At 45.2% G+C, this 20,836-nt stretch carries 19 protein-coding genes; 12 read left to right on the forward strand and 7 right to left on the reverse strand.

The window, feature by feature from the left end; translation table 11 throughout:
• Positions 1-5 precede the first annotated feature (5 nt).
• From pdxA to AYW76_RS19500, 6 genes are read left to right on the forward strand one after another with little or no spacing between them, the layout of a single operon-like run.
• Entirely contained in the window at positions 6-998 is a 993-nt protein-coding gene (gene pdxA, locus AYW76_RS04955; RefSeq protein WP_067216562.1) for a 4-hydroxythreonine-4-phosphate dehydrogenase PdxA, read from the forward strand.
• Positions 999-1,793 carry a 16S rRNA (adenine(1518)-N(6)/adenine(1519)-N(6))-dimethyltransferase RsmA gene (rsmA, locus tag AYW76_RS04960; protein WP_067032091.1) on the forward strand — a complete coding sequence of 265 codons (795 nt, stop codon included), beginning with the start codon at positions 999-1,001 and terminating at the stop codon, positions 1,791-1,793.
• Between the two features lie 2 nt (positions 1,794-1,795).
• Entirely contained in the window at positions 1,796-2,173 is a 378-nt protein-coding gene (gene apaG, locus AYW76_RS04965) for a Co2+/Mg2+ efflux protein ApaG (protein WP_067216565.1), read from the forward strand.
• A gap of 8 nt (positions 2,174-2,181) precedes the next feature.
• The gene (locus AYW76_RS04970) at positions 2,182-2,997 is read left to right on the forward strand and encodes a symmetrical bis(5'-nucleosyl)-tetraphosphatase (RefSeq protein ID WP_067216568.1); all 816 of its coding nucleotides are present in this window, start codon (positions 2,182-2,184) and stop codon (positions 2,995-2,997) included.
• 7 nt (positions 2,998-3,004) lie between these two features.
• Positions 3,005-3,325, forward strand: coding sequence for a thiosulfate sulfurtransferase GlpE (glpE, locus tag AYW76_RS04975; RefSeq protein ID WP_067216571.1), 321 nt, complete (start codon positions 3,005-3,007; stop codon positions 3,323-3,325).
• Between the two features lie 3 nt (positions 3,326-3,328).
• Positions 3,329-4,435 carry a tRNA nucleotidyltransferase gene (locus tag AYW76_RS19500; RefSeq protein WP_067216574.1) on the forward strand — a complete coding sequence of 369 codons (1,107 nt, stop codon included), beginning with the start codon at positions 3,329-3,331 and terminating at the stop codon, positions 4,433-4,435.
• On the opposite strand, the gene folB is transcribed toward AYW76_RS19500, so the two are convergent.
• A complete protein-coding gene (folB, locus tag AYW76_RS04985; RefSeq protein WP_067032105.1) occupies positions 4,432-4,785 on the reverse strand; it encodes a dihydroneopterin aldolase in 354 nt (117 codons plus the stop codon). The genes AYW76_RS19500 and folB overlap by 4 nt on opposite strands.
• Positions 4,786-4,787: 2 nt before the next feature.
• Positions 4,788-5,828, reverse strand: coding sequence for a tRNA (adenosine(37)-N6)-threonylcarbamoyltransferase complex transferase subunit TsaD (gene tsaD / locus AYW76_RS04990; protein WP_067216578.1), 1,041 nt, complete (start codon positions 5,826-5,828; stop codon positions 4,788-4,790).
• A 291-nt stretch (positions 5,829-6,119) separates the two neighbouring features.
• Here tsaD and rpsU point away from each other — a divergent pair, with 291 nt between their 5' ends.
• The 5 genes from rpsU (at position 6,120) to AYW76_RS05015 (ending at position 12,673) form a co-directional block, all read left to right on the forward strand.
• Positions 6,120-6,335 carry a 30S ribosomal protein S21 gene (rpsU, locus tag AYW76_RS04995; RefSeq protein ID WP_067032111.1) on the forward strand — a complete coding sequence of 72 codons (216 nt, stop codon included), beginning with the start codon at positions 6,120-6,122 and terminating at the stop codon, positions 6,333-6,335.
• Between the two features lie 139 nt (positions 6,336-6,474).
• Positions 6,475-6,921, forward strand: a complete 447-nt coding sequence (locus tag AYW76_RS05000; RefSeq protein ID WP_067032114.1) for a GatB/YqeY domain-containing protein — start codon at positions 6,475-6,477, stop codon at positions 6,919-6,921.
• A gap of 9 nt (positions 6,922-6,930) precedes the next feature.
• Positions 6,931-8,958, forward strand: a complete 2,028-nt coding sequence (gene dnaG, locus AYW76_RS05005; protein WP_067216582.1) for a DNA primase — start codon at positions 6,931-6,933, stop codon at positions 8,956-8,958.
• A gap of 109 nt (positions 8,959-9,067) precedes the next feature.
• Positions 9,068-10,912, forward strand: coding sequence for an RNA polymerase sigma factor RpoD (gene rpoD / locus AYW76_RS05010; protein ID WP_067216585.1), 1,845 nt, complete (start codon positions 9,068-9,070; stop codon positions 10,910-10,912).
• A 363-nt stretch (positions 10,913-11,275) separates the two neighbouring features.
• Positions 11,276-12,673 carry a PhoH family protein gene (locus AYW76_RS05015; protein ID WP_067216589.1) on the forward strand — a complete coding sequence of 466 codons (1,398 nt, stop codon included), beginning with the start codon at positions 11,276-11,278 and terminating at the stop codon, positions 12,671-12,673.
• A gap of 47 nt (positions 12,674-12,720) precedes the next feature.
• Here the strand turns inward: AYW76_RS05015 and AYW76_RS05020 are convergent, their stop codons facing one another.
• From AYW76_RS05020 to AYW76_RS05035, 4 genes are all read right to left on the reverse strand, one after another.
• Entirely contained in the window at positions 12,721-13,758 is a 1,038-nt protein-coding gene (locus tag AYW76_RS05020) for a M48 family metallopeptidase (RefSeq protein ID WP_067216593.1), read from the reverse strand.
• Positions 13,759-13,770: 12 nt separating this feature from the next.
• Entirely contained in the window at positions 13,771-14,796 is a 1,026-nt protein-coding gene (locus AYW76_RS05025; RefSeq protein ID WP_067216597.1) for a YjgN family protein, read from the reverse strand.
• A gap of 144 nt (positions 14,797-14,940) precedes the next feature.
• A complete protein-coding gene (locus tag AYW76_RS05030; RefSeq protein WP_067216600.1) occupies positions 14,941-15,474 on the reverse strand; it encodes an NADPH-dependent FMN reductase in 534 nt (177 codons plus the stop codon).
• Positions 15,475-15,588: 114 nt separating this feature from the next.
• Complete coding sequence (locus AYW76_RS05035; protein ID WP_067216604.1) at positions 15,589-16,281, reverse strand: aspartate/glutamate racemase family protein; 693 nt, start codon at positions 16,279-16,281, stop codon at positions 15,589-15,591.
• Positions 16,282-16,706: 425 nt separating this feature from the next.
• Between AYW76_RS05035 and AYW76_RS05040 the strand changes: the two genes are divergently transcribed.
• Positions 16,707-17,633: a LysR family transcriptional regulator gene (locus AYW76_RS05040; protein ID WP_067216607.1), complete on the forward strand. Its 927-nt coding sequence runs from the start codon at positions 16,707-16,709 to the stop codon at positions 17,631-17,633.
• A 40-nt stretch (positions 17,634-17,673) separates the two neighbouring features.
• On the opposite strand, the gene AYW76_RS05045 is transcribed toward AYW76_RS05040, so the two are convergent.
• Entirely contained in the window at positions 17,674-20,826 is a 3,153-nt protein-coding gene (locus AYW76_RS05045; protein ID WP_067216611.1) for an efflux RND transporter permease subunit, read from the reverse strand.
• Between the last annotated feature and the right edge of the window lie 10 nt (positions 20,827-20,836).

A 20,836-nucleotide genomic window follows, 5' to 3' on the forward strand; every position in this document is an offset into this window, starting at 1 on the left:
ACACTGTGAGCCCACGTATCGCTATTACCTCAGGCGAGCCTGCCGGTATTGGTCCTGATATCATTCTTTCTGCGCTGCAAGACTCATTTGCCGCGCAGTTAGTGATCGTCGGCGATCCAGACCTTTTTCGCCGCCGTGCGACAGAGTTAGGCTTAAACATTAAGGTCATCGTTCGTGATGATCTTAAGGATCTAACAGAACACCAAGCGGGCACACTGCAAGTATTGCCTACCCCATTGGCGAATGCCGTAACCACAGGGGTACTAGACGTTGCGAATGCGCCGTATGTACTTGAAACCCTGCGTATCACTGGTCAAGGTTGTCTTAATGGTGACTTTGACGCAGTGGTGACACCACCGGTCCATAAAGGCGTTTTGTGTGAAACCGGCGTACATTTCTCTGGACACACGGAATTTTTCCAAGAGTTATGCAGCAGCCCACAAGTCGTTATGATGTTGGCCAGTCAAGCCATGCGAGTGGCATTAGTCACCACGCATTTGCCACTTAAAGACATTCCCGCAGCCATCACGCCTGAAACAATCAAAACGGTGACTCGTGCCTTGCACCATGACCTAAGAACCCGTTTTGGCTGCAACAACCCGCGCATTTTAGTGTGCGGATTGAATCCTCATGCAGGGGAGGATGGGCATTTGGGGCACGAAGAGATCGACATCATCATCCCGGCCTTGGAAAGCCTACGCCAAGAAGGCATGAATCTGATAGGCCCGCTTCCTGCGGATACTTTGTTCCAGACGAAATACCTAGATCAGGCTGACTGCGTGTTAGCCATGTATCACGATCAAGGATTACCTGTGTTAAAGTACTCTGGATTTGGTAATGCGGTAAACATCACCCTTGGCCTACCAATCATCCGAACGTCCGTTGATCACGGCACGGCTCTCGATTTAGCGGGAACCGGACAAGCAAGTGATGGCAGCTTGAAAGTTGCCATTGAACATGCCATTACCATGGCAACCAACGCCCAAGAAAGTACTTAAATGAGCAAACCACAGCCCCACAAAGCGCGTAAACGCTTTGGTCAAAACTTCCTTCATGATGTCGGCATTATTCGTCGCATTGTTGCCTGTATCGCGCCGAAAGAAGGACAACGTATTGTCGAAATCGGTCCCGGTAAAGGCGCGCTAACAGAGGGCATCATCAGTGCCACTAAACGCATGGATGTGGTGGAGCTTGACCGTGACTTAATCCCAATTCTGCGAGTTAACTTATTCCGTTACCCAGATTTAACGGTACACGAAGCCGACGCGATGAAATTCGACTTTTCAACGCTCGCCACTGAAGGCAACATTCGAGTAGTCGGTAACCTACCCTACAACATTTCGACACCGTTAATTTTCCACCTACTTAGCTATGCTGAGAAAATCGACGACATGCACTTTATGCTACAAAAAGAAGTGGTGGTTCGTTTAGCCGCTCGCCCTGGCGACAGTCTATACGGACGTTTGAGTGTCATGGCACAATATTACTGTCAAGTTGAGTCTTTGTTTATCGTAGGCCCTGAGTCGTTCGATCCACCGCCGAAAGTGGACTCTGCGATTGTACGTATGACCCCCCATAAGACTCGACCATTTGTTGCGCAAGACCTTAAGACACTTGAGGATATGGTACGCATTGGCTTTCACCAACGCCGTAAAACACTGCGCAACAATTACAAAGGCGTATTGAATGACGCTGACTTCGAAGCACTTGGTATTGATCCAAGTTTGCGTCCTGAACGTTTAGATGTAGAAGACTTCGTCAACATCGCCAACTTAGTAAGCCAAAAGGACTAACCATGCAGTCGGAACACGATATCGTCGTTACCGTTCGTACGGAATTTTTACCTGAGCAGTCAGTTTCCGAAGATGATCGTTTTGTGTTCGCTTATCACATTACAATAACCAACTGCGGTACTGAAGCGGCAAAGTTATTGTCTCGCCATTGGGTCATCACCAATGGCAATGAAAAAGTACAAGAAGTAAAAGGCGCTGGCGTGATTGGCGAATACCCTTACCTAGCGCCAGGTGAGTCATATGATTACAGCAGTGGTACGGTACTGGATACCGTGGTTGGTGTGATGCACGGCAGCTATCGTTTTCTAAGCGATGACGGCACGGAATTTGATGCACCGATCTCGCCTTTTATTTTAGCGGTACCCAACCAAGTACATTAAGGTTTGATATGTCTACCTACGTCATCGGTGACTTACAAGGGTGTTTTACGCCACTGCTAAAACTGCTTGAACAAATTCAATACAACCCTGAGGTCGATCACCTGTGGTTCGCAGGTGATCTAATTAATCGCGGCAAAGAATGCTTAGAGACCCTGCGTTTTGTGAGCTCCCTAGGGGACAAAGCCAAAGTTGTTTTAGGCAACCATGATTTGCATTTATTGGCCGTTGCCCATGGTTTTGCCACCCTAAAGCGTGGCGACACTTTGGTTAACATTCTACAGGCCAGTGACCGTGACGAACTCATGGCGTGGCTAAGACAACAGCCGCTGTGTCATTACGATGAGCAGTTTAATGTCATTATGACGCATGCGGGCGTGCCTCCTTGCTGGGATATCCAAGACACTTTACGCTTAAGCAATGAAGTCGAAAGCGTACTGCGTTCCGAGCAACTAGAGGATTTTCTTCAGGTCATGTATGGTAATAAGCCAAACGTATGGTCAGAAGACCTAATCGGAATGGATCGCTTACGAGCCATCACAAACTATTTAACCCGAATGCGTTTTTGCCGTGCTGACAGCAAGCTTGACCTGAAGTCTAAAGAAGGCCCAAGCACCGCTCAAAAGGACTATTTACCTTGGTTTCAATTACCCAGCAAACTCCCTCAGGAGACGCGCGTAGTATTTGGACACTGGGCAGCCTTGGAAGGTGTTACCAATGCATCAAACATCTATGCATTAGACACAGGCTGTGTCTGGGGTGGTACGTTAACGGCACTACGACTGGAAGACAATCAACGCTTCAGCACTCCTTGTAACTTAGCCTGAGAGAACCATGAGTACCTATTCTTGTATTGATATTAACGATGCCCTACCCCTTCTTGAAAATGACGCTGTTGTTGTAGATATTCGCGATACAGCCAGTTTTGAAGCGAGCCACATGAACACAGCGATTAGTCTTAACAACGACAACGTGCAAGCATTTATCGCCAGCACGAATAAGGACGTCCCTGTTATCGTATGTTGTTACCATGGCAACAGCAGTAAAGGTGCGGCTGAATTTCTTGCTAGTCAAGGTTTTCGCGAAGTCTACTCACTGAATGGCGGTTTTAGTCAGTGGAGTGCCATGTACCCAGAACAGTGCGAGCAGGGCTAACTCATGTTGCATACTGTTTACCTAGTAGGCGGCGCCGTTCGCGATGAGCTATTAGGCCTACCTGTAAAAGATAAAGATTGGGTTGTAACAGGCGCAAAGCCAGAACACATGTTAACCCAAGGCTACCAACAAGTGGGTAAACAGTTCCCTGTCTTTCTACACCCTGATACGAAAGAGGAATATGCGCTCGCTCGAAAAGAGCGCAAGCAAGGCATTGGCTACACAGGTTTTGTCTGTGACTTTGCACCAGACATACGTTTGGAAGAAGACTTGGAGCGTCGAGATTTGACCATCAATGCCATCGCTAAAAGTGATGACGGCACATTGATTGACCCCTTCAACGGTCAACAAGACATTGCCGAACGCATCCTACGCCATGTCTCCGACGCATTCATTGAAGACCCCTTAAGAGTCCTTCGAGTGGCTCGATTTATGGCACGTTTCGCTGAATTTGGCTTTCAGATCGCGCCAGAAACCAAAGCTTTAATGAAGGCTATTGCGGATTCTGGAGAGCTTAGCAGCTTAACGCCAGAACGCGTCTGGCGCGAAACTGAAAACGCTTTAAACAGCCCTCACGCACATGTCTATTTCGATGTATTAAAAGAAGTAGGTGCTTTAAACGACCTCTTCCCTGGCATGGTGTACCACACTCAAACACTGTCAACACAATGGGATAAACACAGCCGCTGGAGCTTAATCACGGCCGACACTCCTATTATTGCGTTATCAGAGCTGAACGCGCATTTACGTGCGCCCAATCAATTTTGTTGGTACAGCCAACAAGCTCGCGCTTTTATTGAAGCCAATACATTGCCTTTGCCAGCGAGCGCTTGGGAGTCATGGCTCGCAAGTGTGGCGGCAGTCAAAAAGCCGCAACCCTTTGAAAAGTTGGTACAAGTACTCGCGCAGTTAACTCAAACGGATGCTGTCTATTGGTTGGAGTTGCGCTCGAACATCGCCAAAATGAATGCGCAGGTTTTGATTAAACAAGGTTTTAGTGGTGCGGAGTTGGGACAAGCTTTAAAGCAAACGCGAGTTGAAGCACTTGAAGCGCTGGACAACCCGCTGTTGCTCAAAGCAGAAAACCTCAGAGAGGCGTTAGCCGATTAGGCACTACGACGAATTTTGACACCCACCGCTCGAGCCGATGGCACTGCACCGGGCTTACGCAATGTCATCGTAATTGAGGTCAAACCAAAACGCTCAATCAATACCGCACAAAGGCGCTCCGCTAACGTCTCAATCAACTCGAATTGATGTTCTTTACAAAAACCAATAATGGCATTCGAGATCGCTTCATAGTCTAGCGTTTTCTGAATGTCATCGTTTGCAGCTGGCACACGGTTATCATGCTCCATCTCAATGTCGAACACCAAATCTTGCCAAATAACTTTTTCCCACTCGTATACACCAATCACGGCTTTAGTGTGTAGGCCTTCAATAAATACGATGTCTTGCATGATTACACTGCCTCTGTGATGTCTGGCAAATCAGCCAATGGCCAACGAGCACGAATAGAAAGATTAAGGGGAGAACTTTGGCCTGCTAACAAACGCTGAGCCCCCGCGTAAGCAATCATTGCCCCATTATCGGTACAAAACTCAGGGCGCGCATAGAATACGCCGGCATTAATCTTCGACAATTGCGTTTCCAACTGTGTTTGCAAACGCTTGTTTGCACTCACACCGCCCGCAATGATCAACTGATTTAAGCCCTCTTGCTCCAATGCGCGACGACACTTAATAACCAATGTGTCGACCACGGCCTGCTCAAACGCTAACGCAATGTCTGCTTGAAACTGGTCATTAAACGCTTCTCGGTCCAATGCATCGTGCACCGCGGTTAAAAACGCGGTTTTAAGGCCACTAAAACTGAAATCTAATCCGGGTCTATCTGTCATCGGACGCGGGAACTTAATGCCCGAGTCTGGATTACCTTGTTGAGCAAGCTTAGCGATGTATGGACCACCCGGATAAGGTAAACCAATCATTTTCGCCGCTTTGTCGAATGCTTCACCGGCTGCGTCATCTAATGACTGACCTAGAAGTTTGTATTCACCAATAGCATCCACACGCACAAGCTGTGTATGACCACCAGAGACCAACAAAGCAATAAAAGGCATTTTAGGCTGTTTCTCTTCTAGCATTGGCGCTAGCAAGTGGCCTTCCATGTGATGCACACCTAACGCAGGAATTCCCAATGCATACGCCATCGAACGACCTATTGTAGCGCCTGCCATCAAAGCGCCAACTAAACCTGGCCCAGATGTATAAGCAACAGCATCAAGATCCGACTTCGTTAATTTGGCATCCTCAAGCACCTCATCAATCAAAGGCAGCGTTTTACGCACATGATCACGAGAGGCAAGCTCCGGCACGACACCACCGTACTCGGCATGCTGAGCAATCTGAGTGTAAATTTTATGGGTCAGTAGGCCTTTATCGGTGTCATAAATGGCAATACCGGTCTCATCACAAGATGTTTCTAAACCTAAAACTATCATGGTATTCCTACACAAGTGTTAATGCCGCCATTGTACCCAATCTTGATTCACTTAGCAGTCACATTGATGAAAGCATTGGACATATTCGATTAGATCGCATACACTATCGCCCGATTTAATCGTTTAATTAAAAGGCAGGTGATTTTTTATTATTGTCCCCTACATGATGGGACACACTGTATAAGCCACACATAAAGGCTCATACCAATTTATTTTATGAAGAAAAATCGGTATGATTCGCGCCGTTTTGTGTTTACTAAACGAATTAAACTCTTTTATAGGTAATTAGATATGCCACAAGTTAAAGTTAAAGATAACGAACCATTTGACATCGCTCTACGTCGCTTCAAGCGCTCTTGTGAAAAAGCAGGTGTTCTTGCTGAAGTTCGTCGTCGTGAATGCTACGAGAAGCCAACAACTCTACGTAAGCGCGCAGCAGCAGCAGCTGTTAAGCGTCACGCTAAGAAAGTATCTCGCGAGCAGAAGAAATTCCAACGCATGTACTAGGCAATTGCGAGTTGCAGTTTAGCAACTAACGCATTGCAGTAGAGTCGAAAAGCTTTACGATACGAAATCGGCTAGTTCTACAACTAGCCGATTTTTTTTGTTTCAATAACCTGATTAACCATTCCAGAGGAAGACCCCAATGTCAGAATTGAGAAAACAGATCTCCGATACTCTAAAAGCTTCTATGCGCGCCAAAGAAAAAGAGCGTGTTACCGTAATTCGTACCATTCAAGCCGAAATCAAACGCGTTGAAGTGGATGAGCGTATCGAAGTTGAAGACGATCGCGTACTGGCAATTCTTGATAAAATGGTTAAACAGCGCAAAGACTCTTTCCAACAGTTTACCGATGGTGACCGCGCTGACCTTGCCGAGATTGAAAAGAAAGAAATGGACATCATTGCCGAGTTTCTTCCTCAGCCATTGAGCGACGAAGAAGTGACGGAAATCGTTAAACAAGCGATTGCTGAAACAGGCGCTACCAGTATGCAACAAATGGGCGCAGTAATGGCCATCGTTAAGCCACAGGTACAAGGCCGTGGTGACATGTCTGTTGTTAGCAAGCAAGTTAAAGCGCTTTTAGGCTAATACAACACTATGTCGGGACGCATTCCAGATCAATTTATTGATGAGCTATTGGCTCGCACAGACATCACAGATGTTGTCGCGTCCCGCATAACCTTAAGAAAAACTGGGCAAAATTTCTCAGCGCTGTGTCCTTTCCATAACGAAAAATCCCCCTCCTTTAGCCTAAACCCTAACAAACAGTTTTATTATTGCTTTGGCTGCGGCGCAGGCGGTAATGCGATCTCGTTTGTTATGGAGCATGATCATTTAGATTTTGTTGACGCCATTGAAGTACTCGCAAAAGACGCAGGTTTGGAAGTCCCTAGAGATCAGGGCGCACCGGATCGCTATGAACAAAATGCGGAGCTACTAAAGCGCTTAAGCGAAAGCGCTACCTTTTTCCAAGAACAACTGGTGAAACACCCTACTAAGGAAAAAGCCCGCGATTACCTTGCTAAAGAACGTGGTCTCACTGGACAAATTGCGAAAGTATATGGCATTGGCTATGCCCCTCCAGGGTGGGATAACCTACTAAAGTCGATTGGTAACCATCGTGCTGAGCACGAAGAGCAGCTCCTACATGGCGGCATGCTAATCGAGAAAAAAGAACAAGCCGGACACTATTACGATCGCTTCCGTGATCGAATCATGTTTCCGATTCGCGATAATCGTGGACGCGTGATTGCCTTCGGTGGACGAGCCTTTGGCGACGAAAAACCCAAATATCTAAACTCACCAGAAACACCTGTTTTCCATAAAAACCAAGAACTATACGGTCTTTACGAAGCTAAGCAGAACACCCAAATCCTTGACCATATTATTGTGGTCGAAGGCTATATGGATGTCATTGTACTGGCTCAGTACGGCATCACCAATGCGGTCGCGACTCTTGGCACATCGGTCAACAGTCAACATTTCAGAAAACTGTTCAAACTGGTCGATAAAGTCACACTGTGTTTTGATGGTGACAAAGCGGGACGCTCAGCCGCCATTCGCGGCCTAGAAGCCACCTTGCCGGTGATTCAAGATGGCAAACAGGTACGCTTTTTATTCTTACCTGAAGGCGAAGACCCAGACTCTCTTGTTCGTAAAGAAGGCTCAGATGGTTTTCTAACGCTATTAGAAGACTCTTCATCCCTTGCCCACGTGCTGTTTGAACATGCTCGATCTCTAGTCACACTGGCAGATGAAGAAGGTGAGGCTCAATTTACACAAAACGCGATGGCGCTGATCCAAAGCATTCCAGCCGAAAGCACCTTAAGGTCTTTACTGGTCAAGCAACTGTCTGAGCAATCTGGTTTAAGTTCAGATACGTTAACCGCTAATGCGCCAACCCCAAGACATCAAGAATACTCGCCACAAACTAGTGATGCGCACCCTGCCACAAGCAGCGGTCAATACGACCCCTACGGATACGATGATGGCTATGCGCCAATGGATTATTCTGAGGGTGATTACACCCCTTATCCTGACGAAGCCCCTATTCCACACCACAGCCCAAAAGGTGCCACAGGGAGCAAACCGTTCAAAGGAGGTGGTCAATCCAAGCAAGGTAAATGGCAAGGTAAAGGTAAGTGGCAGAACAATAGTGACCGCGAGCAGTTTGCACCAATGTCGCAACAACCACGCTTAGGGCGCATTGCCCATGCCACACTTTGTATATTGATGCACCCGGCTATCGCTCACGAGATTGAAGTGCCGGACCCCTTGTTGACGGGCGATACCCCTGAACGCCAAGCATTTAGCCGAGTGTGGCGCTATTTTGCTAAACACCCAAACAACAATGCTGGGCATTTTTTATATCAAGAGCGCAATCAAGATTTATTGAACACTGTTTATGCCCTGCTAAACCACCCTGATGCCACCACAAAGCAGCAGCTCACCAACGCTAAACAAGAAGTTTTAGACATGGTTGCAGAACAATCTGATGCACTTGGTTTAAATTCTAGTATCCAACGGTTGAAAAGTCGTGGCAATGACGCCATTAACAACCCTGAAGCACAGCAAGAACTACGCGCATTGATGGAACAGTTACGCAAAAAGAAGTCTAAATTTTGACTAATTATTGCCCAATGTAATCGAGAATATCTGGATAAAATCGGAAGATTTTGTTATAATACGCGGCTTGCTAATCTCCCAAACGAATTTCTAAACGATAGGTTGTCGAATGCCAGACACTCAACAGTCACGTCTTAAAGAGCTGATCGCCAAAGGTAAAGAACAAGGTTACTTAACTTTTGCGGAAGTTAATGACCATCTACCTGATGACCTTTCTGATCCAGAGCAGGTTGAAGAAATCATTGCCATGATTAATGACATGGGCATCGTGGTTTCTGAATACGCGCCTGATAAAGAAAGCCTTCTTATGGAAGAAGGCGACTCAACCGATGACGACGCAGCTGAAGAAGCTGCTGCAGCACTTGCTGCTGTAGAAGGTGATGTAACCCGCACCACCGATCCTGTACGTATGTACATGCGTGAAATGGGTACTGTAGAACTGCTTACTCGTGCCGGCGAAATCGCTATTGCTAAGCGAATCGAAGAAGGTACGCGTGAAGTAATGGCAGCTCTGTCTTACTACCCAGGCGCTGTCGATGTATTGATCAATACATACGATCGAGTACTTGAAGAAGAAGGTCGCCTAAGCGATATCTTCAGTGGCTTTATTGACGGTGATGGCGAAGAGCCAGTATTCGAAGAGCTAGAAGAGCCTGTTGTAGAAGCCGCTGAAGACGACGCTGATGACAGCGACGACGAAGAAAGTGACGACGATGATGATAGCGAAACTGAAAGCGGTCCTGATCCAGAGGAAACAGCTTTACGTTTTGGAGAGATTCGCCGCACTCATCGCGAGCTGCAAGCATTACTTGAACAACACAACTACGATCGCAAAAATCCAGATGTGGTGGCTAAGCAAGAAACGCTCAGCATCATGTTTGCACCCATCAAACTTGCGCCTAAACTGTTTGATGAACTAATCGATCGTGTACGTTCACGTATGGACAAACTGCGTGAGCAAGAACGTCTAATCATGCAACTGTGTGTACGTAAAGCAAACATGCCTCGTACCGAGTTTTTGAAGCGTTTCCCGAACAATGAAACGAATCCTACTTGGATTCAAGAGCGTATCGAAGCAGGTGTTGCCTACTCTGAAGGCCTACGTGAAAACGAAGCTGAGTTTATGCGTTGCCAACGTAAACTACGTGGCATCGAGAAAGATACTGGCTTAACGATCACAGAGCTTAAAGAGATCAACCGTCGTATTTCGATTGGTGAAACTCGTGCTCGTCGCGCTAAGAAAGAAATGGTTGAAGCTAACTTACGTCTGGTTATCTCGATCGCTAAGAAATACACCAACCGCGGCCTACAGTTCTTGGATCTCATCCAAGAAGGTAATATCGGCCTAATGAAAGCGGTTGATAAATTCGAATACCGTCGTGGTTACAAATTCTCTACTTACGCGACATGGTGGATTCGTCAAGCAATCACTCGTTCGATTGCAGACCAAGCTCGCACAATTCGTATTCCTGTACACATGATTGAGACGATCAACAAGCTAAACCGTATCTCTCGTCAAATGCTACAAGAAATGGGGCGTGAAGCGACGCCTGAAGAGTTGGCTGTGCGCATGGACATGCCAGAAGACAAGATCCGTAAAGTATTGAAGATTGCGAAAGAGCCTATCTCAATGGAAACGCCTATCGGTGATGACGAAGATTCGCACCTAGGTGACTTCATTGAAGATGATGGTGCCGTATCACCAAGTGATACTGCGACTAGCGAAGGCCTAAAAGAATCAACAACAATGGTTCTTTCTGGTTTGACTGCACGTGAAGCGAAAGTATTGCGTATGCGTTTTGGTATCGATATGAACACTGACCACACCCTAGAGGAAGTGGGCAAGCAGTTCGACGTGACACGTGAGCGTATCCGTCAAATCGAAGCAAAGGCACTGCGTAAGCTACGCCACCCAAGCCGCTCCGAGCACCTACGTAGCTTCCTAGACGACTAAGAAGTTATATAGAGACAAGCTCTAAAGCCCCTAGTCGTTCCCACGACTAGGGGCTTTTTTGTATCTAAGTCTTAATGTTTTATTTTGTTGTTAAACTTCACACTTGTCGCATTTTTGTCATACACTGAAAATATGCTCAAGGTTAAGAAGCAAGTTAGCTTGTCTAATGTTAGTGAATGCCGTTAATGACAATGCGCAACGTATACCTCCATCCACAAGGGAAAGGTGATACTTAATGACCCAAGAGACTCGACACCCCTCCCTGCCCACGCGTTATTGTACGCAGCACTTCGCCGTATTCCTCACATACTACACAAGCGTATCTAAAGGATTATTTATCTCTAAGTAGAGGAGAGAAGTACTATGGAAAAGATCTATGTGTTAGATACCAACGTGTTACTTCACGACCCAATGGCCATCTACGCCTTTGCGGAACACAAAGTCGTTATTCCTATGACAGTCTTGGAAGAGTTGGATGAAATTAAGGATCGCAGAGATAAAGATGTCAGCCGAGAAGCACGCCTAGCAATTAATATCATTGATAAAATTGTTGGGGACGCTTCACCTAAAGAACTGCAAAACGGTGTCCCTATCCATACCGCCGAAACGGAGCAAGTGGCAAAAACCTTTGGTACTTTGGCTATTTTCCCAGACCAACAAATTACCAACATCGACAACGTTCCATTCTTAAATGGCAATCACCATCATGCCAACGATAACCGTATTATCAATGTCGCACTGAGCTTACAGGCCACTAATCCACGCGCCAGTGCATGCCTAGTCACTAAAGACATTAATATGCGTATCAAAGCCAAAGGTTCGGGGCTTGAGCGTGTTGAAGACTACCGTAAAGACAAAGTCTTAGACGATGTTGACCTTTTAAATAAAGGTTACGTACATATCGAGGGCCGTTTGTGGGACGGTATTTCAAACGTAGAAACAGAGAGTCATGGCTCTCACACAGTTCATAAAATCAAAAAAACAGAACTCCCAGACGAACTGTATTTAAACATGTTCGTTATTGATGATGAGGAGTTCAGTGGCTTTGTAGTCAATATTGACGAGGAATTCATCTATTTGGTAGATGTAAATCGTCAAAGCCTGATGCATCAAAGCTTCTGGGGAATTGAGCCGCGCAACTTAGAGCAAGCCATGGCTTTTTATCTACTCCGCCATGAGAACAGCGACATGATGATTATGACTGGACCCGCAGGCTCTGGTAAAACACTGCTCGCCTTGGCATATGGTCTGCATGTCACCATGGAAGAGAAACGCTTTAATAAAATCATCGTAGCCCGATCAACTCCACCACTGGCGGAAGACATCGGTTTTCTACCTGGGACAGAGGAAGAGAAAATGGCGCCTTGGTTGGCCGCTTTTGACGATAACCTTGAAATACTGCACGGCAGCGATGAGCACTCCGTCAGTAGCATTGAATACGTGAAACAGAAAGCCAACATACAATTCAAGTCGCTGAACTTTATGCGTGGCCGCTCGTTTAACAACGCACTGATCATTGTAGATGAGGCGCAAGGCCTAACCCAGTTCCAACTTAAGTCCATCGTCACCCGTGTTGGCGTAAACTCAAAAATCATCGTGTTGGGTAACCTAGCGCAGATTGATAACAAATATATTACGCCACTAACCTCAGGTTTAACCTATCTGGTTGAGCGCTGTAAGCCCTTCAAATACACCAGTATTATGCATGTAAACGGCATCGAACGTAGCCGCTTAGCGGAGTTTGCTGAAGAAAACTTATAAGGACTCACTATTAAGAGCGCAGTATACCTGCGCTCTTAATGTTACCTCTAGTGAGGGCGAGCCTCGATACGCTGATCAATATCAGGATGAGACTGTAAATAGTTCCAACCCTTCTTATCATCGCTATCAGTCATTGGATAGGCACTTTTTAGCTTGCGTAATGCCATCGCAAAGTCATTGCTTGAACGGTCTATTTCAAGCAAATGCTGATACGCGAACTGATCCGCTTCGCGCTCCATTTCCCGTGAAAAAGAAAGATCGACCAAGCCAACCCCTGCCCCCAAAACAACCTCTCCTGCCCCCTCTATGTCGCCAAAAATAATGGCGTACAATACCGTGGTGATGGTGGTACGAATGACAGCTTGAAGACTATGTCGATGTTCCACATGCCCAATTTCATGCAACAGAATAGCGTCCAATAGATGCAAATCGTCCTGCATCAACTCAACAATACTGTCTGTAACAACAACCGTACCATCAGCAAGCGCCATTGCATTCGGCCCTAGATGCCAGCTACGAAATTGTAATTGATAATGCTCTTGAGGTAACTCTAAGCGTTCAAGTAAAACATCCCAGTTGCCCTGTACTTGAGCCATCGTATCCGATTCCAGCTCACTCTCTTCAAAGTATAGTTGGTCTAACAATGATAGGCTCTGCTGACCCATTCCTTGAGAAATCGTCATGGGCACAACCGAGGCGACTTGAACAGCGGCAAAAGGAATCGCCACCTTTACCATGCCAGTCAAAAAACCAATCATTAACCCAATGGCAAGTAACCCGTAGAGCCATTTACGCTCTAGCCAATAGATGAAGGAAGAAGATTTGCTGCTATTAGGCCAAGAAAAATCAGGATCAGCTGGCGTGAAGCTTGCTCCATCACCAAAAGAAAGCGTCATCGGAACACCAGGCAAGCGTGACGACATGCTACAGCTTGAATACGACTGCTGTTGTAAGACACCGTCTGACAAGTGATCAGATACAATGATCTGATCACCATCAAGATCTAGACACAGCTTAGCAGCATCAATACGTGACGATGCTGCGTGCTGAAATGTCCCGACTATTGGCTCAGAAATGGCCGTCATAGACGGAGCCCCTTAGGTGATAGACAAGTCTGCGTCGAAGAAACCAGACATTTCCTCTCCGAACGCGGAGTCCAATTCACTGGAAGAGGCCACAAGACGATCAATTTCAGGCGTTAGATGAACTTCTGTCGCGTCGGCCAATAGCTTATTCATACGAACTTGCGCTACAGGAAAGCCTAACCCTAAGGTGAAAACCACAATCAGAGCATTACTTGCCATCACCCCTAGGTAACGACCGATTTGAAGGTCCGAGCGGAATGAAGCTAAGTTGCGAGCGCTTAGACCGTTCATAATATGGTTGCGGATGATCACATGAAAAACACTGAAAGCAACAAAGAATAATGCATAAGAGGCGAAAACCATACCCAATGGTGGACCGCCAGCAGCACTCATTGTTTGCATACCGATAACAAACAGCAGAACTACTGGTACCATGAACAAAGCAAACGCAATAAGCCCTGCTTTGTAGAAAGTTTTCAGTGACAGATCTGCTTCGAATTCATGCTTACCAAATAAAATGTTGTTGTAAATATAGTGACTGGTACGAAAAATCACCCAAGGCATTGCAAGACCCAAACTTAGTACACCAAGCAAAGGCAGCAACATAAAGTTCATATATGCACCACCAATCGATCCGGTAAAACCAAATCGTACATTTCGGTAGGCAGTATGACGCAAGCTAAATTGTAGACCTTTAACCATCAAATATGGCGTCGCAAACATCACAACTAACGCTAACAAGGCCGCAACGAGCGGCATAAAAGTCGAACTTAACATGTAAATAATGAACAACACTAGAGCGATTAAACGCCCTTTTAACAGTTGCATCGGAGTGGCTAGGTATTGTAAGCGATGGCCTTCAATTTGCGTATGGCCATAAAGATACTGAGTGTTGCGAACCTTCGCCCAAGCACTGTAAATGCCTAGAGTGACGACGGTTAAAACCAAGTTCACAATCCAAAGTTTAAAGTATTCCCACTTACCAGCAGAAAAAGAAATAGCGCTGACACGCGTGTCAGTTGAGAGAGATGAATCCATATCAAATTGTCCATTTAGCAATCAAAATTCGAAGCGGAATTATCCACAACCGTTACTAAAAAACAATATGCAAATGAAAATCAATATTAAATAGACAATAAAAAAGCGGCATAATCGCCGCTTTTTACACTACCTTTACAAGCGTCATTCTACTTTTGACAGGATATCCTTTAACGTCGCTGTCAGCTCAGCATTGGTTAGCACGCCTTTGTCGGTATCAAAGTTATCGTTAAACGAAGGCACAGATAGACTGCCCTTTAAATCCATTGCGAAAAACTCTGCCGACCCTACAGCAGCCGACAAGACACTGTTTGCACCACCAGGACCAGGCGACGTCGACAATAATACGGTTGGTTTGTTTTGGTAGACTTTCATGTCGATGCGCGATGTCCAGTCAAACAAATTTTTGTAGACTGCTGAGTAAGAACCATTGTGCTCTGCAAATGAAATAAGCACGACATCCGCTGCACCTATTTTATCGAAAAACTGCTGCGCCAACGGGTGCATGCCATTTTCAGTTTGACGCTCGATGCTATAAATAGGCAACTCATAGTCATTTAAATCGAGTACTTCAACGTCAGCACCTTTATTTTCAGCCAACACGTTAGCTGCATAGGTAACCAGTTGTTTGTTAATTGATGCTTTATGGTTTGTTGCGGCAAAGGCTAATACTTTCACAGATTGTCCCTCAAATTGGTATTTAAATATCTTGGTTACTCTTAATAGAGACTACGATAGCACGCTATTAAGGATCAAATATGTTAAAAGAAAACCGATTAGTTAATACTTTATTTACTTTAATGCAAAAGTCACTGCGGCTTGCGTATGAATCGCTGTTGTATCAAATAAAGGCACATCTGTGTCTTTTTGTTCAACCAACATACCAATTTCAGTACAACCAAGAATCACAGCTTCAGCGCCCTGCTCTTTTAGAGATTGGACAATACGTAGGTACTCAGCTTTAGCGGCGTTAGTCGTAATACCTAGACACAGCTCTTGGAAGATAACTCGATGTATCAAAGCTCTATCGCCATCCTCCGGAACCATCACATCCAAGCCAAACTTATCAGTCAAGCGACCTTTATAAAAGTCTTGCTCCATTGTAAACGCCGTACCAAGCAAACCAACACGTTCGATACCAGCGCGAACTAACGCCTCGCCAGTTGCATCCGCAATGTGAATAAGCGGGATATTAATAGCGTCTTCAACTTGATCCGCCACTTTGTGCATGGTGTTGGTACAAATTAATAGGCAGTCTGCTCCGGCAGACTCTACACCACGAGCGGCTTGCGCTAGTATTGAACCTGCTTGCTGCCAATCAGAATTGCGCTGGCATTCTTCTATTTCAAAAAAATCGACACTGTACAACGCAATCTTCGCAGAATGTAGACCACCCAAAGACGCCTTGATGCCTTCATTCAGAGCTCGATAATAGCTCTGCGTACTTTCCCAGCTCATACCACCTAACATACCAATCGTTTTCATTGCGTCTTAAATACTCCCTTAAATAGTTCTACTGTTTTACCTTATCCTATGCTCCGTTATCGATCAAAGGTGCTACAAACTTATGTTCTTACTGTAACCGAAAAGCAGTGCTAAATCAGACATAGCCTCCTCAGTAAACCGTCTTTTTGCGCTCACCTGTAGTATTCACACAGAACGCCTCAATCACGAAAAATCGATTTTTCTAAATTAACGCGTACATTTTTGACTCATATTGTAGAGCGAACTATTGAGATATTTACGTTAAAGAATAAGCTATTTACCCCTTAACTGATTACGTGTAATTGCTCTTTTGTGTACGTAAAAACATATAGACAAGAACAAAAAATGATACAATCCTCAACCAACTAACGAGTCCTTTAGATTTCAGTATATTGACGCTTCATTTTTTATTGGAAGACCTAAATATGATTCCAAATCAGTTAAATACATTTAACACTGTTGTTAAAAATGGCAGCTTTTCCAGCGCAGCCAGATTACTCGGCGTATCATCTGCTGCGATCAGTAAATCTATTTCGCAGTTAGAAAAAAACTTAGAATTACGACTTTTTCATCGCTCTACTCATTCCCTTACATTAACCGAAGATGGCCAGGAGCTTTATAAACGTACCGGCCATTTAATCGAGCAATTAGAAGATCAAATACGCTTAAGTACCGACAAGCAAAAGTCACCCCATGGTCGCTTAAAAGTGAATTTACCTGATAGCTTTGGAAGAATGTTTGTCTTACCCCTAGTTCCCGCGTTCTTAGAAAAATATCCAGATGTTGAATTAGATTTGAAGTTTGATGACCGCATGGGCGATTTGGTTAAAGAAGGTGCAGACGTAGGTATTGGTGTATTGGGCAACGACGACAGCTCACTGATTGCAAGGGAGTTCTACTCATTACAACCAGTACTGGTTGCTAGTCGTGACTACCTTCTTAAATACGGTGAGCCCTCGACGCCTCAAGACTTATTGCAACACAACTGCATTGCATATCGTTCAAATACCACAGGTAAGAAGAAACTCTGGAACTTCAGAACAGACGGTGAGCAGATTCAAATGGAGCCCGAGGGCAATCTCATTGTTAACAACTTGTCAGCCGCCATGACAGCAGTAGAAACAGGGGTCGGTATCGCGGCAGTAGGTGTTGGCAACTATGGAGCGTGCCTTGAACAAGGCGGCTTTCGCCGAGTATTACGAGGCTATGAATCAGATCCGATCAAAGTTATGATTTATTATTCATCAAGGCATTACCTTCCAGCTAAAACGCGTGCTTTTATCGATTATATGATTGCTAATGTGCAAGAGAAATGTCCACTAGAACTTGAAGAAATGATCCATGCTTTATAAATAGAAAGGCGACCCTAAATTCAGGATCGCCTTTTGATGTCTAAACAGAATTTCGATTAAGGTTTTTCCGCTCTAGCGCCGTCATTGCCATATAAAATACCGGCGTAAATAATAATCCAAAAATAGTGACACCAATCATACCTGAAAAGACAGCAATCCCCATTGCCTGACGCATTTCAGCGCCGGCTCCCGTTGCTAACACCAAAGGCACGACTCCTGCAGTAAAGGCAATTGATGTCATCAAGATTGGGCGTAAACGCAAACGACACGCAGATAATATGGCCTCTAATCTAGACTCACCTTGATGACGTTTATCTCTAGCAAACTCCACCATCAAAATAGCATTTTTACTGGCCAATGCGACCAATACGATCAGAGCAACACTGGTAAAGATATTGTTATCTCCCCCCATTAACCACACTCCAAATAGTGCTGACAGTATCGTCATCGGTACGATTAAAATGATCGCTAACGGTAACGTTAAACTCTCGTATTGAGCGGCAAGAACCATAAACACTAGCAGCACTACAAGTGGAAAAATATAAACCATTGTATTACCCGCTAAAATTTGTTGGTAGGTCACTTCTGTCCACTCAAATGCCATACCTTTATCAAGTTGCTCACTAAGAATTCTCTCAATCGCTTCTTGTGCCTGATCCGAGCTGTAGCCAGGTGCAGGATTACCATTTAATTCAGCGGTTGGATAACCGTTGTAATGCATGACACGGTCAGGTCCAATTGCCGATTCAACAGTAAGAATGGATCCTAGTGGCACCATGGTTCCAACCTTATTACGCACTTTTAAGCGTAAAATCTGCTCTGGATCAACACGATGTTCAGCTTCTGCTTGGGCATTTACTTGATACGTTTTTCCAAATAAATTGAAGTCGTTTACATACGCTGAACCCAAATAAATCTGTAGCGTTTCAAAAACTTGATCAAGAGGAATCCCTTGTAGTAAAGCTTGCTCACGGTCCACTTCAATATCCATCTGCGGTACCTGAATACGGAAACTTGAGAAAACTCCAGTAAGAGCAGGTTCCTGATATGCGGCATTCATCACTTTCTGTAGATTAGCAAACAAAGCATCAAACCCTAGACTTGCTCGATCTTCAATTTGAAGTTTAAAGCCTCCCGTTGACCCCAAACCAAGAATCGGTGGTGGTGGAAAGATCGCTACAAACGCTTCATCTATGGTGCTAAATCGACCGTTCAGTTGTCCTGCTATGGCACCAGCAGAAAGTTCAGGTGTCTTACGTTTTTCAAAGTCCTCCAATGTCACAAAGACAATGGCACTGTTGGAGCTATTGGTAAATCCGTTTACTGACAAACCAGGGAATGAAACGGTTTGCAGTACACCGGGGGTAGCCAACGCAATTTGTTCCATCTCTCGAACGACAGCTTCTGTTCTATCTAGACTAGCGGCATCCGGTAGTTGAGCAATGGCCACTAGATATTGCTTGTCTTGTGACGGAATAAAACCGCCAGGAACCGCGTCAAACAGTTTAATAGTACTGCCCAACAAACCGATATAGACCACACCAACCACAACGCCTAAACGAATGAGCTTTTTAACGCCTTTTTCATAAGCTCTTCCACCTCGCTCAAACAATCGGTTGAATGGTGCAAACAACCAACGACCAAACATTGCATTCATCACTCTTGTCAGTGCATCCGGCTTCGCATCATGGGAACGTAGCAATAACGCAGACAAAGCTGGCGATAAGGTCAACGAGTTAAAGGCTGAGATAAGCGTAGAGATCGTAATGGTTAAAGCGAACTGCTTGTAGAACTGACCACTTAAGCCTTGAATAAACGCAGTTGGGATAAACACTGCGCACAAAACTAAAGCTATCGCGATAATTGGCCCAGTTACCTCACTCATTGCTTGGCGTGTAGCGGCCACGGGAGAAAGGCCATTTTCAATATTACGTTCTACGTTCTCCACCACTACAATCGCATCATCGACCACGATACCGATGGCCAATACCAAACCAAATAAAGACAACGTATTAATAGAAACGCCCAACCATTGCATGACTGCAAAGGTTCCAACAAGAGACACAGGTACAGCAATCAATGGAATAACCGATGCGCGCCATGTTTGTAAGAATAAAATAACGACAATAACTACCAATACAATCGCTTCTAACAAAGTGTTGATGACAGCATCGATTGAGCCTCGAACAAAGACGGTCGGATCATAAGCAATATCGTACTCAACACCTTGAGGAAAACGCTTTGCCAATTCCTCCATTTGCGCTCGTACTTGATTCGATAATTCAATTGCATTGGAGCCTGGTCGCTGAAAAATAGGGATAGCTACCGCAGTTTGTCCACTTAACAACGCTCTTAATGAGTAAGAGTCTTGTCCAAGCTCGATTCTAGCCACGTCCTTTAAGCGTGTCATCGCACCATTGCTACCAACTTGAACAATGATATTTTCAAATTCTTCAATGCTTTCAAGACGTCCTTTTACATTGAGAAGTATTTGAAATTCACTGTCCAACGCTACAGGTTGTCCACCTAAACTCCCTGCGGCCACTTGCTGGTTTTGTGCTCGTACAGCCTCCACCACATCACTCGGAATTAGACCTCTCGATGCCAATTCATCGGGATCCAACCACAAACGCATAGAGTACTTACCTCCTCCAAACATTCGCACATCACCCACTCCTGGCAAACGCGCCAAAGCATCTTTAATGTAAATATCGGCATAGTTTGAGAGGTAGCTAATATCTTGATCACCTTTTGGGGAAAACAAATGCACTACCATGGTCAAGTTTGGCGATGATTTCTCTGCCACTACCCCAAGACGTTGCACTTCCTCAGGAAGCCTTGGTAAGGCACTGGATACACGGTTTTGCACCTGCACTTGAGCTCGATCTAGATCGGTCCCAAGCGCAAATGTCAGCGTCAATGTCATACGTCCATCGCTGGTTGCTTGAGAGAACATATACAGCATGTTTTCCACGCCATTCATTTCTTGCTCAAGTGGTGCCGCCACCGTTTCAGCAATAACTTTCGGATTGGCTCCAGGGTAATTCGCAGTCACAACAACCGTTGGAGGCACCACCTCTGGATATTCACTGACGGGAAGTTGAAACAGAGAAATGCCACCACCAATTAAAATCAGCAAGGATAGCATCGCCGCAAAAATGGGTCGGCTAATAAAAAAATGACTGAACTTCATTATAAGTGAA

This window comes from Marinomonas gallaica, from assembly GCF_001639745.1.
In the GTDB taxonomy this organism is placed as follows: Bacteria; Pseudomonadota; Gammaproteobacteria; order Pseudomonadales; family Marinomonadaceae; genus Marinomonas; species Marinomonas gallaica.

What these genes read in the sequence shown, in the direction of transcription:
- tsaD (WP_067216578.1), bottom strand. Translation starts at nt 5,828, where the DNA reads ATGATAGTTTTAGGTTTAGAAACATCTTGTGATGAGACCGGTATTGCC.
- AYW76_RS05035 (WP_067216604.1), bottom strand. Translation starts at nt 16,281, where the DNA reads ATGAAAACGATTGGTATGTTAGGTGGTATGAGCTGGGAAAGTACGCAG.
- AYW76_RS05045 (WP_067216611.1), bottom strand. Translation starts at nt 20,826, where the DNA reads ATGAAGTTCAGTCATTTTTTTATTAGCCGACCCATTTTTGCGGCGATG.
- AYW76_RS05020 (WP_067216593.1), bottom strand. Translation starts at nt 13,758, where the DNA reads ATGACGGCCATTTCTGAGCCAATAGTCGGGACATTTCAGCACGCAGCA.
- AYW76_RS05000 (WP_067032114.1), top strand. Translation starts at nt 6,475, where the DNA reads ATGTCAGAATTGAGAAAACAGATCTCCGATACTCTAAAAGCTTCTATG.
- AYW76_RS05015 (WP_067216589.1), top strand. Translation starts at nt 11,276, where the DNA reads ATGGAAAAGATCTATGTGTTAGATACCAACGTGTTACTTCACGACCCA.
- AYW76_RS04970 (WP_067216568.1), top strand. Translation starts at nt 2,182, where the DNA reads ATGTCTACCTACGTCATCGGTGACTTACAAGGGTGTTTTACGCCACTG.
- rpoD (WP_067216585.1), top strand. Translation starts at nt 9,068, where the DNA reads ATGCCAGACACTCAACAGTCACGTCTTAAAGAGCTGATCGCCAAAGGT.
- AYW76_RS05025 (WP_067216597.1), bottom strand. Translation starts at nt 14,796, where the DNA reads ATGGATTCATCTCTCTCAACTGACACGCGTGTCAGCGCTATTTCTTTT.
- rpsU (WP_067032111.1), top strand. Translation starts at nt 6,120, where the DNA reads ATGCCACAAGTTAAAGTTAAAGATAACGAACCATTTGACATCGCTCTA.
- AYW76_RS05040 (WP_067216607.1), top strand. Translation starts at nt 16,707, where the DNA reads ATGATTCCAAATCAGTTAAATACATTTAACACTGTTGTTAAAAATGGC.
- rsmA (WP_067032091.1), top strand. Translation starts at nt 999, where the DNA reads ATGAGCAAACCACAGCCCCACAAAGCGCGTAAACGCTTTGGTCAAAAC.
- dnaG (WP_067216582.1), top strand. Translation starts at nt 6,931, where the DNA reads ATGTCGGGACGCATTCCAGATCAATTTATTGATGAGCTATTGGCTCGC.
- AYW76_RS19500 (WP_067216574.1), top strand. Translation starts at nt 3,329, where the DNA reads ATGTTGCATACTGTTTACCTAGTAGGCGGCGCCGTTCGCGATGAGCTA.
- folB (WP_067032105.1), bottom strand. Translation starts at nt 4,785, where the DNA reads ATGCAAGACATCGTATTTATTGAAGGCCTACACACTAAAGCCGTGATT.
- glpE (WP_067216571.1), top strand. Translation starts at nt 3,005, where the DNA reads ATGAGTACCTATTCTTGTATTGATATTAACGATGCCCTACCCCTTCTT.
- apaG (WP_067216565.1), top strand. Translation starts at nt 1,796, where the DNA reads ATGCAGTCGGAACACGATATCGTCGTTACCGTTCGTACGGAATTTTTA.